Source organism: Mesorhizobium sp. WSM4308 (assembly GCF_002294905.1).
Classification (GTDB): Bacteria; Pseudomonadota; Alphaproteobacteria; order Rhizobiales; family Rhizobiaceae; genus Mesorhizobium.
Genome location: NZ_NSFW01000002.1, coordinates 527,910 through 543,949 on the forward strand (window position 1 = coordinate 527,910; position 16,040 = coordinate 543,949).

Annotated in this window: 12 protein-coding genes; 3 read left to right on the forward strand and 9 right to left on the reverse strand. The window is 62.0% G+C overall.

Translation table 11 applies throughout. The features are described 5' to 3' along the window. Positions 1-44 precede the first annotated feature (44 nt). Positions 45-947: a LysR family transcriptional regulator gene (locus tag CK227_RS05345; RefSeq protein WP_095771862.1), complete on the forward strand. Its 903-nt coding sequence runs from the start codon at positions 45-47 to the stop codon at positions 945-947. Positions 948-982: 35 nt separating this feature from the next. On the opposite strand, the gene CK227_RS05350 is transcribed toward CK227_RS05345, so the two are convergent. From CK227_RS05350 to CK227_RS05395, 9 genes are all read right to left on the reverse strand, one after another. Beyond that, positions 983-1,879 carry a DUF3800 domain-containing protein gene (locus CK227_RS05350; protein ID WP_095771863.1) on the reverse strand — a complete coding sequence of 299 codons (897 nt, stop codon included), beginning with the start codon at positions 1,877-1,879 and terminating at the stop codon, positions 983-985. A 169-nt stretch (positions 1,880-2,048) separates the two neighbouring features. Continuing rightward, on the reverse strand, positions 2,049-2,933 hold the full coding sequence (locus CK227_RS05355; protein WP_210421429.1) for a DDE-type integrase/transposase/recombinase: 885 nt from the start codon (positions 2,931-2,933) through the stop codon (positions 2,049-2,051). Between the two features lie 46 nt (positions 2,934-2,979). Then, complete coding sequence (locus tag CK227_RS05360) at positions 2,980-4,116, reverse strand: XRE family transcriptional regulator (protein WP_095771865.1); 1,137 nt, start codon at positions 4,114-4,116, stop codon at positions 2,980-2,982. Position 4,117: 1 nt separating this feature from the next. Beyond that, a complete protein-coding gene (locus CK227_RS05365) occupies positions 4,118-4,798 on the reverse strand; it encodes a hypothetical protein (protein WP_095771866.1) in 681 nt (226 codons plus the stop codon). Positions 4,799-4,865: 67 nt separating this feature from the next. Next, positions 4,866-5,096, reverse strand: a complete 231-nt coding sequence (locus CK227_RS05370; protein ID WP_095771867.1) for an RNA-binding protein — start codon at positions 5,094-5,096, stop codon at positions 4,866-4,868. A gap of 325 nt (positions 5,097-5,421) precedes the next feature. Then, positions 5,422-6,690, reverse strand: a complete 1,269-nt coding sequence (locus tag CK227_RS05380; protein WP_095771869.1) for an Hsp70 family protein — start codon at positions 6,688-6,690, stop codon at positions 5,422-5,424. 173 nt (positions 6,691-6,863) lie between these two features. Next, entirely contained in the window at positions 6,864-7,655 is a 792-nt protein-coding gene (locus tag CK227_RS05385) for a TIGR02186 family protein (RefSeq protein WP_095771870.1), read from the reverse strand. Continuing rightward, positions 7,655-8,578 (reverse strand): sulfite exporter TauE/SafE family protein, encoded by a 924-nt coding sequence (locus CK227_RS05390; RefSeq protein ID WP_095771871.1) that lies wholly within the window; start codon positions 8,576-8,578, stop codon positions 7,655-7,657. Before CK227_RS05390 ends, CK227_RS05385 begins: the two co-directional genes overlap by 1 nt. A gap of 191 nt (positions 8,579-8,769) precedes the next feature. Further along, on the reverse strand, positions 8,770-12,852 hold the full coding sequence (locus CK227_RS05395) for a peptidoglycan-binding protein (RefSeq protein ID WP_095771872.1): 4,083 nt from the start codon (positions 12,850-12,852) through the stop codon (positions 8,770-8,772). A 452-nt stretch (positions 12,853-13,304) separates the two neighbouring features. On the opposite strand from CK227_RS05395, the gene CK227_RS05400 reads away from it, so the two are divergent. Beyond that, positions 13,305-13,766: a MerR family DNA-binding transcriptional regulator gene (locus CK227_RS05400; protein WP_095771972.1), complete on the forward strand. Its 462-nt coding sequence runs from the start codon at positions 13,305-13,307 to the stop codon at positions 13,764-13,766. Positions 13,767-14,160: 394 nt separating this feature from the next. Beyond that, positions 14,161-15,951: an acyl-CoA dehydrogenase gene (locus CK227_RS05405; protein ID WP_095771873.1), complete on the forward strand. Its 1,791-nt coding sequence runs from the start codon at positions 14,161-14,163 to the stop codon at positions 15,949-15,951. Positions 15,952-16,040 lie beyond the last annotated feature (89 nt).

The window sequence follows — 16,040 nt, forward strand, 5'->3', positions numbered from 1 at the left end:
AGTTGTTCTTGTAAATTCGATCGATAATGGTTCTTAATGCTGACATGACCCTGGATCAGTTGCGCATTTTCGTCGCCGTCGCCGAACGCGGCCACATGACCAAGGCGGCGGAGCTTCTGGGCATCTCCCAGTCGGCGGCATCGGCCGCCATTCGCGCGCTTGAAGAGCAGCACGGCGTCCATCTGTTCAACCGGGTCGGCCGCAACATCGAGCTTGCCCAGACCGGCCACCGGTTCCTGCCGGAGGCAAAGGCCGTGTTGGAGCGGGCCGCCGCCGCGCGCAATGTGCTGGAACATGTCTCGCAGACGGTCGCCGGCAGCCTCTCCATCGCCGCCAGCCTGACCATCGCCAGCTACTGGCTGCCGCGCCGGCTGGCGTCCTTTCACGAGGCCTATCCCGCGGTGCGGCTGAGCGTCAGCATCGGTAACACGAGGCAGGTCGAGGCCAGCGTGCTGGATGGAACCGCCGATCTCGGCCTGGTCGAGGGGCGCACCGAATCCGACATATTGCGCCGGGCCAAGGTCGATACCGACCGGTTGATGCTGGTGGTTGCCGCGTCACATCCCGAAATCGTCGAAACCGCGCCGGGCCGTCCCGACATCAGGGGCCTGCGCTGGATCATCCGCGAGGGCGGGTCGGGCACGCGCGAGGTGCTGGAGGATCTGGCGCGGCGCGAGGGGATTTCGCTTGCCGATTTGCAGGTGTTCCTGGTGCTGCCAAGCAACGAGGCGGTTCGCCAGGCGGTCGAGGCGGGTGCCGGCGCCACCATCATTTCGGAGCTCGTCGTCGCACGCGCCGTCGCGGAAGGCAACCTGCGGTCCGTGCCGCTCGAACTGCCACAGCGCGACTTCGCCATGATCACCCACCGCGACCGCCAGGCAAGCCTGGCCCAGATGGCGCTGAAGGCGCATCTCGGCGCCGAGACGACCCGAAGCGGTTCAGCCTGATCAGCCGAACTTCCGGTAGTGTCTCAGTTTGAAATTTAACGGTGTGCCGCGCAGATTTCGCACTGGCAACTGTAGCCGGCGAAATGTCTCACGCCGACAGTTTTGCCTTTTGCACGATCTGCACGCGTAAAGATTTTTCTGAAAAGGCCTGTCTCGCCGTTCTCAACGTACCTTCTGAGCGCATACGAGCATAAATCAGCGATCTGCACCATGCGCGTAAGGCTGCTGTCAACGAACAATGGCGTCTCTATGATGTTGTCTATGGCGGTCCATAGCGTACCTTTGCTATGGAACTGACGCATCATTTCTGTGTGCTTTTTAGCGACGCTCTCATTGTTATCATGGACCAAAAGACCCAGCGGTTGCGACACACCCGTCTTAGCGGCAATCGATAAGTATTGCTGAAAGCGAGAAACCACCTGTTCAAGAGCCTGCTCGTCTATGGCCCGCCCGCCCGTGCGGGTAGGATCGAAATGGGTCTTATCAATGCATTCGGCGAAAAGTCTCGCATTGCCCCATGAGGCGATAGTGTCAGCTATTTGACCTAACGTTTCCAACCTTTCGTCCAGCGTGAGGTGAATATATGCCTCAGTGTGCCGGTAATTTTTTCTTGCTTGTCGATAGGCCTTCGCATTCTGAATCTTTTGCAGGTGGAGCAAATGTTTCGTTCGCTCCCGGCCTACCGACGCCCTGCGCGTAGCCCAGTCCATGCCGTCAAAATTGGGGATTTTGGCCTGTTCCAAGTACTTTCGGATCATCCAAGCAGTGTGAACTTCTTCATGCTCCAAGCCATACTTGGACAAAACCAGCGATATTTCCCGATCCGCATCGCGCCAATGCTCGATGGGAATGCTAAGACCGGCCAGTATGAAATGGCTGCTAGTTCCGGGGATATCTGACGTGCCTGACTCGTCAATGTAGCAGATGTACATCGAAGTCAGGCCACGCTAAGCAGACAAGGCGACTGAGCTATTAGGGCCTCAGCCCTAAGGGGGGACGCTTGGCGACCCTTCTCAGACGCGGGAATATATATATAGCAGCCATACAAAAGTGGCAATAGGACCTCCTAAAAAAAATGAACTTCGTAATCCTAACCCTTTGTTAACCATGCTTTTTATACGATCCACGCTTGCCCGGCTTCGGAGCAATAGCGTCCATCTTCTCGCAAATATCGTCCATTGACCAGAGCGTCTGCGAAACGCCAGCGGCCATTGCCGGGGACATTTTCAGCGTCTTGTGAATGCGAATGAAGTTGTACCAGCATGTGTACAGCGCGACCATGTGAACGTGATTTTCGAACTTCTTTGAGAACGCATTGGTCAAGCGCGTGAAGCGGCGCATCTGCATACGCATGGTGAGGTTCTGGCGTTCAACGTGCGACGTGCTGACGTGCGCCAGATCGGGCGAGCCTTCAATCCGAGTCTTGACCGCGCCAGTGCACACGGCGGGGCTGTAGCGGCGCTCCTGTGGCACTGCCTTGCCTTCCGGCTCACCATACTGCTTCACCAGCATCGCATAGTCGATGTCGGCTCCAAAGGCTTCCTCGACCGCATTGAGATAGGCGCGGTGACCATCGGTCGTGAGCTGGACGCGGTTAGCAAGGCGCTCTTTCACGTCATCCATAAAGGCCAGCGCATATTCGCCATCGCGACCGCCGACCAGCCACGAAATGATTAGCTTGCTGTCGCTGTCGAGAGCGGTCCAGGTCCATGTATCGCCAGCGCCATCGACGGGCTTTTTCATGCCGGCAACGTTCTTCTGCTTCGCGCAAGTAGCCGACCAAATTTCGTCGCACTGAACGCGCTTGGACTTCACGTTGCGGACTTCGCGGTCATGCAGTTCGGCACAGAATTTGCCGGCATCGACAAGCAGCTTGGAAACCGTGTTGATCGACACATCAGCAACCCGTGAAATCGACCGCATCGAGCCACCCTCGCAAAGCATCGAGAGGATTTGGACGCGGGTCTGGAGGGGCAGCTTGTTCATGCCCCTAATATGTGAACTTTTATGCTTAGTGTCAAGCATTAGAAGTTCATTTCAACCTTGGCTGGAAAGGGATCACGCGCGTATCGAGGTGTCCCTTTGGGAGTCCGCAAAGGCTTTCAATGTCTTCCAAATTCAATGCCAACGCGCGTTCGATTTGGTCGACTGATTGGACGCGGTGCTCCAGCAACATTCTAACAGACGCACCCAAAACGCTCGGTTCGCGAACTTTGAATCGTTCATCCAAAGGCTCGCAGTCACGTATGCTGCGAGCATTAAGTTGCCGCATAACGTAACCGTGTTGATTGGAAGTAAATATCTCCAAATCCTTACATCTATACGCCATCGCTGCAATCGATACCCCCCATTTTTCCTTTAGGAAAAGAAAATGGTCTATCGATGAGCCAAGAACTTCGCGGCTAAACGTTTCCTGCGGCATCAGCAGAGCGCTTGCAAAGCGGTGAGCCTGCCTTTCGATTTGTGGAAGATTGTCCTTCGTCAGATCCACACCCGAATGCAGCAGTATGTGGCCAAGTTCGTGGGCAATATTGAATGCATTGCGGGGGCCACTTTCAACGTCTGCGGAAAACAAGACAAATGGGCGTCCACCCTGCCAACACGACACGGCATCCATATCGGAGCAATTTACCGATTCGCGTACCAGCATGAAGCCGTGATGCTCCATTATTGCACTGAGATCACGAATCGGACCCCGGCCGAGAGACCATGCCTCTCGCAATGTATCCGCTGCGCGTTCTACCTGCTCCATGGCCGTGGATTCGGGATCAAACTCTATGACGGGAAGGTCCACCTCTGGCAGATCAACGAACTGCTCCAAGAAGTCGACTACATCTGACGCCCATTCAAGCCGACGAGCAATGCGCTTGCGGTCTGGCAGCCGCATTCGCTGAAGGCTGCGCCAAAAAGGTCTGACGCCACTAGCCGCCCGATTTCTAGACGAGACAAAAAACGCGGGGGGCTGACCCGTCACGCCAATGATCCGGCGCATCGTTTCCCCGCTGGGTGACGAAAGCCCGCTCTCAAAACGGGAGACTGCCTGCTTAGATATCTCAAGGGCGTCAGCGAAAGCCTCTAAGGAAAAGCCAGCCGCTTCGCGCGCTTCCCGAATCCGCTCGGGGATAGGTCGGGACAGATTCCTCCCGTCATCTCGCTTCAATTCTGGCATTCTACTCGCCGGTCTTTTGTTCTTTTTCGAGCGCCTGAGCGATATGTTCCTTGAGACGAACGCGCTCTTTGGGGTCCGGAACAGCGCTTACGTCTTGGGCGCGGTCGGCCTGATCGCCGACCTGCTGCAACACGTTGATATGGGCGATCCATTCATCACTATCATATGCCGGAGATGCCCAGCACAGGTGGCTAAGCCGCGCATTCCTGGCGGCCCGGAACGTCAGCCAGGAATAGAGTTTAGGCACGTCTAGAATGATCTTGCCGATTGGCTTGTCATCCGGCGACCAGCTCAAGAGGTCTTTCTGGAGCGCGAGCCGCATGTCCTGTCGGCTCTCGGATTCATGCGGAAACTTGTCGACATCCTCTGTTCGGGTGACGTGAGCTACGGCTCCAGTTGAAACGATTTCTAGCCAGTGCCAACTGCCATGGGGCATCGGCTTCATGGCAGCCAGAAACGGCAAATCGCCTCGGTCGCAATAGACCCCGATTTGGTGAGCGATACCTGCTCTGCGGATATGGCCGCGCAAATCCTTACCCACTGAATTGTTCAAAAAGGATTCACCGTCGAAGAGATGATCCGCGAGGTAAATCCCCTCTTGGACTGCACGGAATAGCGGGAGGTTAGACGAACGCGGAAACGCTAGGAGCAGACGATCTTGGATTTCGGGAATGATCGGCATCGGAAAGGTCCAATTTGTGATTCTGTAAACCAGATTCCGAAATATGCCACCTCAAGTCAACTTATTTTCACCTCTTCCACCGCTTTTCCGCAGCCTTCTTCGCGATCTCGGCGCGGCGCTCTGGCGTCATGTTCTCGGCGCGCTTCTTTCCGCCCTTGGCTCCTAGAGCCTTGGCAGCGGGATCTTTGCCGTCATCGATAACAGTGTCGTCTTCCTCGCCCGTCGCAATGCGCATGACGCGGACGGCGTTGCCGATGACATCGGCGGGGCGCTTCTGGCCTTTAGGTCCGGTCGGCATTTGTGTTCTCGGGTAGCCTTGCTGTCCATCCTCCGGTGGAGGCGGGAATCTTGTGGTAAGACGTGTCCGGTTCGCTCCCGGCAAACGTCTCAATGTGCTTGGCTTTCGGGTCGATGCGAAGGAATACGTCAATGCAACCGCGCATATCGGCGTTATTGCCCTTCGCCATATCCACGCGCCCGGTCCGCGTCTTGAAGTCGTATGAGATGCCGGTTACGTCGCACTTCATTTCAGCGTGTTGAACCATCCATTTGCCCCATGCTTTCCGCTAAGCATATAGGAGCCCGGGCCGATATGGGAAATGCATATTGCATCCCGTCAAATTTCAAACTGAGACACTACCGAACTTCCGTTGCGCATCCAGTGCCAGGCCGAGCCCGACCGAGCCGAACATGTCGCCGTCGATGACCGAAGCCTGCGGCACCAGCGCCAGGATTTCGCGTCTTGCCAGCGGGATCGCGGTCGAGCCGCCGGTCAGGAACACCGCGGTGATGTCGGACGGCTTGACCTGCGCGTCCCGCATGGTCTCAGCCACCGTTGCGGTGACCCGCCCGATGTCCCGGGCGATGGTGGCGTCCAGCCCGTCACGCGCGATTTCGGCGGTGAACTCCACGTCGGATAGCCTCACCGCGACTTCGGCCGATGACAGGCCGGTCAACTCTATCTTGGCTTTTTCCACCAATGCCGCCAAAGCGTGCCCATAACGGTGCTCGACAATGTGGATGAAGCGATCGATCAGGTCGGCGCGCGCGGCCTCGTAACGGATCTGGCGCAGATGCGTCATCGCCTTGGCGGTGTAGACCAGGTTAATGCGCTGCCATGTCGCGAGATCGATGAAGTAGCTGGCCGGCAGATTGCGCTTGCCGTCCTTGGTCTGGGTCAAATAGCCGAGCTGCGGCATCACATGGGCAATACTGAGCAGCCGGTCGAAATCCGTACCGCCGATATGGACGCCCCGGCTGGCCAGGATATCGTCCTTGCGGTCCGGCAGTCGGGCACGTTCAGGCGAGACGCGCACGACTGAAAAGTCGGACGTGCCGCCGCCCATGTCGATGATCAGCGCCAGCTCCTCGCGCGTCACCCTCTGCTCGTAGTCGAGCGCCGCGGCAATCGGCTCGAACTGGAAGGCGATGTGCTTGAAGCCCTGGGCATGCGCGGCCTTTTCCAGGTCGCTCTGCGCGTTCGCGTCGGCCTGTGGGTCGTCATCGACAAACTGCACCGGACGGCCGAGCACCACGGTCTCGACCAGATCGCCGCCATCTTCTTCAAGCTTCTTTCTGAGATGCCCGAGGAACAGGCCGATGATCTCCATGAAGCCGATCGAGCGCGCCTTGATGCGCGTCTTCTCATGCGCCAGCGAGCTGCCCAGCACGCTCTTCAGCGAGCGCATCAGCCGGCCTTCCACGCTGTCGGTGTAGTTGGCGATGGCCTGGCGGCCAAAACAGATGCGGCCGTCCTCGAAATTGAAGAACACCGCGCTGGGCAGCGTGACCTGGCCGCCTTCGAGCGCGACGAGGTGGGGCTGCCCGTTGCGGACCACGCCGACCGTGGAGTTCGAAGTGCCGAAGTCGATACCGGCGAATGCTGGTCGCAAGGCAGCCTCCTGTCATTGGCGGCAGACAGCGGATCGGCGCTCGCGGGAGAAGCGTGCGCTGTGGTTCCGGGCGACCGGACCGCTCTGCCGAATTGAATTGTGCGTGCTTGCCCGTTGGGCGGGGAGGTGCGGTCTATAGCATGACGCGGGAAAGGGAAACCCCTTTTGGCCGCTCAATCCTTGCGGAAGATCAGCCTGCCGAGCCAGCCCGTCAGCATGGCCAGCGATATGGCGAAGACGCCGTAGAGGAAGGAGTAGTCATGGGCGACCCGGAAGATCGACTGTTCGAAGCCGGACTTGCGGATTTCGAGCTGGGCTGAGCTCTCCTTGATGAACAGGCCGCTCTTGAACAGGAAAGCGCGAGCCTTATGGGTTCCGACCGGCACATTCGGTGCCAGCCTGACGGTGGCGCGGAACAGGTTCTGCGACAGGAACTGCACGCCGCCGACATTCTCGCTGTAGAGGCCGGCCGCGCCCTTGCGTTCGCGCAGCGCCGCGGTGAATTCCTCGATCGTTGCCGGGCCGTCGCCGGCGTCGGCGGGCTGCATGTAGAGGTTGGAGGCCCCGAGCGACAGTTGCTTGTAGCTGTTTGGTTCGGTGATGTCCTGCAGCGGCCGCGTCGTCGCCACCGAATAGGAGACCGGCACGTTCTCGAAGGTTTCGGAGTCCAGATTGACCCAGACGCCGAGCACCCGGTCTTTGCGGCGTACCACCACCGGCTTGGGTGGCCCTTCGAGCACGACGATGACGTCGTAGCGGCCCTGGCGGGCGACCAGCGGGTCGGGATTTTCCAGCGAGCCGAAGATGGTCAGGTCGGCGCCGGAAAAACCGGCGGTGATCGAGACATTGTCGGTGGAGAGACCGATCTGGATGCCTTCCGTCAGCGGCGTCTGTGCCTTCGCCGGCGCGGCGGCGGTAAGCAGTGACAGGAGGATGGCGGCTGCGAATGCCTTCGGGCCCGCCATCAGTTGAGGCCCGCGCTGGACAGCGAATAGAGATTGGGCGGGGTGACGAAAAGATCGATGGCCAGCCTGATCGCCACAGCCAGCACCAGCAAGGCCAGCAGCGCCCTGAGCTGCTCGCCGCGCAGCCTCTGGCCGGCCTTGGCGCCGTATTGCGCGCCGGCGACGCCGCCCGCCATCAGCAGGAAGGCCAGCACGACGTCGACCGTCTGGTTCGTGGTGGCGTGGACCAGCGTGGTGTAGGCGGACGTGAAGATGATCTGGAACAGCGAGGTGCCGATAACGACATTGGTCGGCACTTTGAGCAGATAGATCAGCGCCGGCACCATGATGAAGCCGCCACCGACACCCATGATCGACGACAAGAAGCCGATGCCGGCGCCAAGGCCGAGCACCGGGATGACGCTGACGAACAGTTTCGACGCCCTGAAGCGCATCTTCAGCGGCAGCCGGTGTATCCAGTTGTGCTGGCCGGATTTCTTCAGCACCGGCGCGGCGCCGCTGCGTGTGGCGCGCAGCGCATTGATGCTTTCGACCAGCATCAGCCCGCCGACCGTGCCGAGCAGCACGACATAGAGCAGCGAGATGAACAGGTCGAGCTGACCAAGTCGGCGCAGCAAGGCGAACACGTAGATACCGGCGGTGGAGCCGATGATGCCGCCGGCCAGAAGCACGCCGCCGAGCTTGAAGTCGAGCGTGCCCCGCTTCATGTGCGACAGCACGCCCGAGACGGACGAGGCGATGACCTGGTTGGCGCCGGTGGCGACCGCGATCGCCGGAGGGATGTTGTAGAAGATCAGGAGCGGCGTGATGAGAAACCCGCCGCCGACGCCGAACATGCCCGACAGGAAGCCCACCGCAGCGCCCATGGCCAGCAGCACGAAGACGTTGACGGAAATTTCCGCAATCGGGAGATAGATGCCCACCCGTCAGTCTCGATCAGTTTGCCTGTCGGCGAATACAGCCGTTCTGGGCAGTCTCGCACCGAAAAGCCAATTTTTCCTTGCGCCGACGCGGCGGCGGGGTCAAACCCCGTCGCCGCGTCGAAACAAAAAATATCTCAATCAGTTAACAGGCAAATGTGTGGCAAGAGCGTCGTGGAAACGACGCTTCTCTGTTATTTGCGCGCCAGCAGCGCCCGCACCAGTTTTTCATCGACGGCGCCGGTCGCCGGCAGCTTGTTGTCGGTCTGGAAAGCGATGATCGCGGTCTTGGTCTTCTCGCCCATGACGCCGTCGGCGCCGCCGGCGTCATAGCCGTTCTTGTTGAGGATGAGCTGGATGTTCTTGACCGCCTTCTTCATGTCGATGCCGGCGGTCGTCTGCGGCGTGCCTTCCTGCCAGGATTCGGGAATGTCGGCCGAATTGGTCGCCGCATTGAGCGGCTTGGCCTTCCACAGTTCGGTCGCGGCGCGTGCCCGCTCGAGCTGTTCGGGCCGCAGCGCATTGGCGATCTCGTCGCGCTTGGCGGCAGCGTCCTTGTCGCCGGTCTTGGCGACGAGAGCGAACCATTTGTAGGATTCCTCGAGGTTCTGCTTCATGCCGACGCCCTTGGCGGCCAGGATACCGAGATTGAACTGGCTGTCCTTGACGCCGAGATCGGCGGCCTCCTGGAACCAGTGCGCGGCCGATTCATTGTCGGTCACGCCATCGGCGGCCATGGCGAACAGCACGGCCAGATTGTGCATGGCGCTGGCATTGCCCTGCTCGGCGGCCAGTTGGTACCAGGTCTTCGACTTCTTGATGTCGCGGGCGACGCCGATGCCCTTCTCATAGAAATTGCCGATGCGGTATTCGGCCGGGGCGAAACCGAGTTCCGCCGATTTCTCGTACCATTTGGCGGCTGCCGCCATGTCTTCCTTGACGCCGCGAGATTCCGCGTAGCGCGAGCCGATCTCGAACAGCGCCTTGGCGTCGCCACCAGCGGCGGCATCGCGCAGCGCGGCCGGGCCGGCATCGGCCGGAATGTCGAACTTGGCCGCGGCTGCTGTCGCAGGGGCAGCCGTCGGTGCAACGGCACCGGTCGTGTCCTTGGCGATGGCGTCGTTGGCCGCCGTTGGGGCTGCGACCGGCTGGGTATCGGTATCCGTCGCTTGCGCACCGCCGGTAGCAGCGGCCGGCTCTGAAGCCGTCGCATCCATAGGGGGCGCGGCGATAGGCGCAACTGGTGCTGGAGCGGCCGAAGCCATGGGGCCGGAAGAGGCGGCAGAAGCAGCGGGCTCTGCAACCGGCGCCGTATTCGCCATTGCGTCCGTGTCCGACGGCATCGCCATGGCGGTCTGCGCCACCATGTCGTCCTTGGTCGTGGGCGCGGATTGCTCGGCCTGCCTGACGGCACGGGCCGGCTCGTCGTCCGTCGCTGCCGGCTGGGCTTCCGCCTTCGGCTGGCTCGCCGTGTCGACGGATGCAGTCTGCACCGGCTGCGCGGCAACGACCGGTGCGGCGTCGTTGTTTGCCACCTGAACGGGATCAGAGAGGAACGCCTTGCCGAGCTGCAGGCCGGCAAGCGCCAGCATGATCGCTGCCGCCGCCATCAGGATCGGCTTGCGCCGCGCCTTGAGCAGGTCGCCGATCCTGAGCGCCTTCACCGGGCCTTTCACCGTCGACTGGCGCTTCAGGGCGTCGGCCTCCGCGGCGGCGGCCTGCGCGGCGCGCCGCGCGGCTGCGATGAAATCCGATTTGGCGGCGTCGCTTTCGCCAAGCTTTGCCGGCTGGCCGCGCTCGTCGCGAACCCGCTTCATGATGGCATTGAGGTCGGGCGCGCCGGAGCCTGGCTCCAGCGGGCGGTTGGCCACTTTCGGGTCGAGCGGCTCGTCAAGATCGACCGTCGGAATATCGCTGCTCGGCGGCGAACCGGCCAGCGGCGGGACGTCCGCCGCCACCTTCTTGCCCTTGAAGGCGCGGGCCAGCCCGCCGAACATCGATTTGCGGCCTGCCGGCTGGTCCTTCTCGGCGATGGTGTCGGAACCGAGTGCGGCCATAGCGGCGGCGGCGGCGGCTTCCGCCGGCGTTCGCGTGCCCAGCTCGCCACGCGTACCCGGGTCGCCACGCGTACCCGGGTCGCCACGCGTACCCAGGTCGCTACGCGCGCCCTCGTTACGCATTATGGCGGCGGCGCGGGCATCGAGATCGGCCATGTCGCCGCTCAGCGGCATCGGCTCGTCGATATCCATCGACGGCGCTTCGACAGCCATCTTGGCGGTTCGTGTGCGGCGCTTGCCGGCCGCCTCGTCCTGGCGCGTGGCCAGGAGCTCGCTCACCGCTTCGGACGGCTCGTTGGTTTCCAGCGAACCCAGTCTGTCGACGATCTTGAGCAGCGTGTCGTGGATGGCCTCGAAAGTTCGCGAATTGCGCTCGTCGGAGCGCCGCGTCAGCGTTTCCAGCGTTTTCAGGTCCTGGGCGAGTCCGGAAACCGCCGACGCATTGGCGTTCGACCCGGCCAGCGAACGCACCGCGTTTTCGGCCGCTTCGCGTGCCGCGCCGAGGATGGAATCGCGGGTTCCGGCCAGCGCCTTCTCGATTTCGTCGAGGCGCGGGCTGATGTCCTCGAATTCCGGCAGCGGCGTGCTGGGCCTGGACAGATGGGCGGACAGGCCGGCGACCTGTGCCTCCAGGCTGCGGATCAGCGCCGGATCGATGCCGGCCACTTGGGCCGCCGAGGCGTCGAGCCGGCTGGAAATGTCCTCGAGCCGGCTTTCCAGTCCACGGATCGCCGCTTCGCCGGCGGGATCGGCGGCGCGGCTCTCCATGCGCGTGGCGAGTGCGGTGAAGCGGGCGTCGATGGCTTCCATGATGCCGGCGCTGTCGATCTGCGGCGCGAGGCGCTGGTCGAGCCGGTCGGCAACCTCGTCGAGACGGCGCTCGAGATCGCGAAACAGCATGTTGCCCTGTTCGATGGCATCGCCCTGGCGGCGTTCCATCATGCCGGACAGCACGTCGAAGCGCTGCTCGAGCCCGTGGAAGATGTAGTCGGCGTCGGGCATGGCCGGCGCCTGGTCGATCTTGTCGGCGATGAGGGTGATCTGCTTGGCCAGCCGTTCCATCGCCTGTTCGGGCAAATTAGCGCGGCCGGCGAGTTCGTCGACGCGGCTCGACAGGGTGCTCAGGCGATCCATGACCGCGTTGCCGGGGCGATCCTGCGCCACCTCCTCGATCTGCCGGGCGAGCGAGTCGATGCGCTTCTCGATACGGTCGAAGGCTTCGTGGTCGACGGAATTGGCCTGTGCCGCGACGGTCGAGGCAACGATGGCGCGGGAAATCTCGTCCAGCCGCTCATCGATCATGGCAAGCGTGTCGCCGCCGCGATTGTCCTGCTGGCCCGCGAAGTGTTCGACGGCGCCGGCCAGCGTGCGCACCTTTTCCTCGAGCGAGCGCAGCGACAGCGATTCAGGCAGATTGTTGACGGCGTTGCTGATCTGCTCCAGCCGGTCGGTCAGGGCCGCAAGGGCGGGGTCGTCGGAGCGCTTGCGCTGGTCGGCGTCGACGCGGTCCTCGAAAGCCGTCCAGCGGCGGTCGAAATCGTCCCAGCGGCGGTCGACCTTCTGCACGCTCTCCTCGCGCGCCAGCGTGTCGAGCGCGGCCTTCACCTGCTCGAGTTCCAGCCGCAGCATGTTGACGCTTCTGTCGTCGCTTTTCTCCGACAGCGACTTGATGGCGCCGGAAAGCCGTTCGAATTCGACGCCGAGTTCGGCACTGCCCTTGCCCGCTGTGCCGGACCTGGCGTTGGCCTGGAAGGCGCGGTCGATATCCTTGCGCAGCGCATCGAATTCGCGCTGCAGGCCCGCCGTCATCTGGTGGCGCAGTTCCTCGCGCATGCCGCGCAATTCGCCGGCAATCTTGCCGACCATGGCGACGCTGTCTTCCTGGCTGCGCACGCGGTCGATGTCACGGGCGATGGCCTGGTAGTTCTGGTCGAAGGCGGGGGCTGGCGCCGGGGTCTGCGGGCGCGCCGCCGGCCGCGGTTCCTCATACCAGCGCTGCTGACCGGTTGGCTGGGCGGCTGGATAACGCGGGTCGACGGCGGGATAGCGCGGGTCCGCGCCGTATTGGCGCGGAGCGGGACGTGCCGTCACCTCCTCGCGGGTCTGCCCCAGCCGCTGTTCCAGCGTCTCCAGCGAGCGGTTCAGTTGCTCGAGCGTGGTCTGCGGCTTGCGCTGCCTGCCGGCGTTGAGTGTGTCGAGATAGGACCGCTTGCTGTTCATCGGTGCGTCCGTCTTTCAGATTGGCCGGCTTGCGACCAGCTCCCCAAGTCCCTGCCGGAACGAAGGCGACCGCGCTTCCACGGTGGAAGACAAGCTTCCCGGGGTTTCACCCGCGCTCCGAAAACCGTGAAAAATTCGATACAGGATAAACACGGGTAGCCGACGCGCCCACATTTCCCCCAACGTGGTAAACAACGCGTTAACCAAGCTTAAGAAGTTGGAAGGAAGTTCGCTCTCGCTGCCACGGTGCGGCATAAAGCACCTTCACAGAACGCCCCTTGCGTCATGAGGCGGCTATCGGTATAGAATTGACGTAAACGTAAAAGGCGCATTTGAGTGTGCTGTTTGCGATTTTGTTTGTCGAAACCACGACTGGAAGCACGCCCCCGCTTCCAGTCAGGCGACGCATGGTCCAGGACCGCGACGCCACCAGACGGGGAAAGCCAGTGACCATGAAGCTTATCTCGGCCGGCGAGACCGCGGCCAATACCAATAATGTATCTGTCGAAGCCGGCGAGGACCTCGCCCGCATCGGCGAAATGGCCAAGAAATACGGCGTGACGCTGCGCACGCTGCGTTTCTACGAAGACAAGGGCCTGCTCAACCCGCAGCGCGACGGCTCCACCCGTCTCTACACGCGCCGCGACAAGGCCCGCCTGAAGCTGATCCTGCTCGGCCGCAAGGTCGGGTTCTCGCTGCGCGACGTCAAGCAGATGATGGATCTCTACGATCCGACCGGTTCCAACACCAAGCAGCTGCGGCTGGCGCTGGACAAGTCGGAGAAGCAGCTCGCCCGCCTGCAGAAGCAGCGGGCGCTGATCGATGACGCCATCAACGAGCTCTCCGGCTCGATGTCCGCGGTGCGCCAGATGTTGGCCGAACGCACGGCTCCACATGCAAGCGTCGCGAGCTGAAGCAATCTACCGGTTCCGACTTCGTCGGAGTCTCGACCATCAAAGCCGCGTTGGCTCTGCCGCGCGGCTTTTTCGTTGCCTGCATCCGCCTGACTGGTTCCTTCGGCGCTGGCCTGCTTGACGTCGCGCCGCTAGAGCAATTCCAGGAAAAGTGTGAGCGGTTTTCCGTCCGGACTTGCGTTAAAACAATGAGATAGAGCGTTTCGCCGTTTCCGTGAAACGGTGAAACACTCTAGCTTCCCCAAGCTGGGTGGTCGGGAAATCTTGTCGCATCAAAAAATTGACGTTTACGCAAACGTCAATTTTTGCTATCCCGGCTTCAACACGGGTCTGCATGCTGCCCTGACATTAATTCGGGGGCTTTCGGACCAGGTCCGCAGGGTGGAGAAAAAGCATGCCGACATACAGGGCGCCGGTCCAGGATACGCTGTTCGTACTCAACGAGGTGCTGGGCTATCAGCGCTATTCGAACCTTCCCGGATTTGCCGACGCGACGCCAGACGTGCTGGAAGCGATCCTGGCCGAAGGTGCCAAGCTCGCCGAAAACGTCATGCATCCGCTCAACCGCGTCGGCGACATGGAAGGCTGCGTGCGTCACGACGACGGCTCGGTGACCACGCCCAAAGGCTTCAAGGAGGCCTTCGGCCAGTATCGCGAAGGCGGCTGGATGGGGCTGGCGGCGCCGGTCGAGTTTGGCGGCCAGGGCCTGCCCTATGCCGTGCACACCGCCGTCGCCGAATACATGGTCTCGGCCAACATGTCGCTGATGATGTATCCGGGCCTGACCCAGGGCGCCATCGCGGCGATCATCACCCACGGCACCGACGAGCAGAAGGCCAAATGGCTGCCGAAGATGGTCGAGGGCTCCTGGACCGGCACCATGAACCTGACCGAACCGCATTGCGGCACCGATCTCGGCCTGCTGCGCACCAAGGCGGTGCCGAACGGCGACGGTACCTACAAGATCTCGGGCCAAAAGATTTTCATTTCAGCCGGCGAGCACGACATGTCGGACAACATCGTCCATCTGGTGCTGGCCCGCATCGAAGGCGCGCCGGAAGGCGTCAAGGGTATCTCGCTGTTCATCGTGCCGAAGCTCAAGCTCGATGCTGCGGGCAATCCGGGCGAACGCAACACGCTCTCCTGTGGCTCGATCGAGGAGAAGATGGGCATCCACGGCAATTCGACTTGCGTCATGAACTATGACGAGGCCGAAGGCACGCTGCTCGGTGAGGAGAATGGCGGCCTCAAGGCGATGTTCACGATGATGAACGAGGCCCGCCTCGGCGTCGGCCTGCAAGGGCTTTCGCTGTCGGAGATCGCCTACCAGAACGCCGTTGCCTACGCCAAGGACCGCTTGCAGGGCCGTTCGCTCTCAGGCGCCAAGGCGCCGGACAAGAAGGCCGACCCGATCATAGTCCATCCCGACATCCGCCGCTCGCTGATGACCATGAAGGCCTTCAACGAGGCCGGCCGTGCGCTGGCGCTGTGGACGGCGATCAAGTCCGACGTCGCGCATCGCTCCGCCGACGACAAGGACCGCCAGGCGGCGGACGACTACACCGGCCTGATGACGCCGGTGGTCAAGGGCGTGCTCACCGACAAGGGCTTCGACCACGCCGTCATGGCGCAGCAGGTGTTCGGCGGTCACGGCTATATCGAAGAGCACGGCATGAGCCAGTTCGTGCGCGATGCCCGCATCGCCATGATCTATGAAGGCGCCAACGGCATCCAGGCGCTCGACCTCGTCGGCCGCAAGCTCGGCCTCAATGGCGGCCGCGCCATCCAGGCCTTCTTCAAGGAGGTCGGCGAATTCTGCGAGGAGAACCGCGCCGACGAGAAGATGGCGCCCTTCACCAAGGGGTTGAAGAAGGGCCTGAACGACCTGCAGGCGGCGACCATGTGGCTGGTGCAGAACGGCATGGCCAAGCCCGACAATGCCGGCGCGGCCTCGACCGACTATATGCACCTCTTCGGCCTTGTTGCTCTGGGCTACATGTGGGCGCAGATGGCCAAGGCAGCTCAGGGCAAGACCGGCGCCAACGGCACCCAGTCCTTCTACGACAACAAGGTGGTGACGGCGCGCTTCTTCATGGAGCGGATCATGCCGGAGACGTCGGCGCATCTCGCCCGTATTTCGAGCGGCGCTGACACGCTGATGGCCCTGCCTGCGGAAGCGTTCTAAAGATGGTTGCCCTCTCCCTCGGGGGAGGGCGGTTGAGGCCAGCGTGACGTGCGCCGGCCTCAACACTGACGATGCGCTCTGGGAGGAGT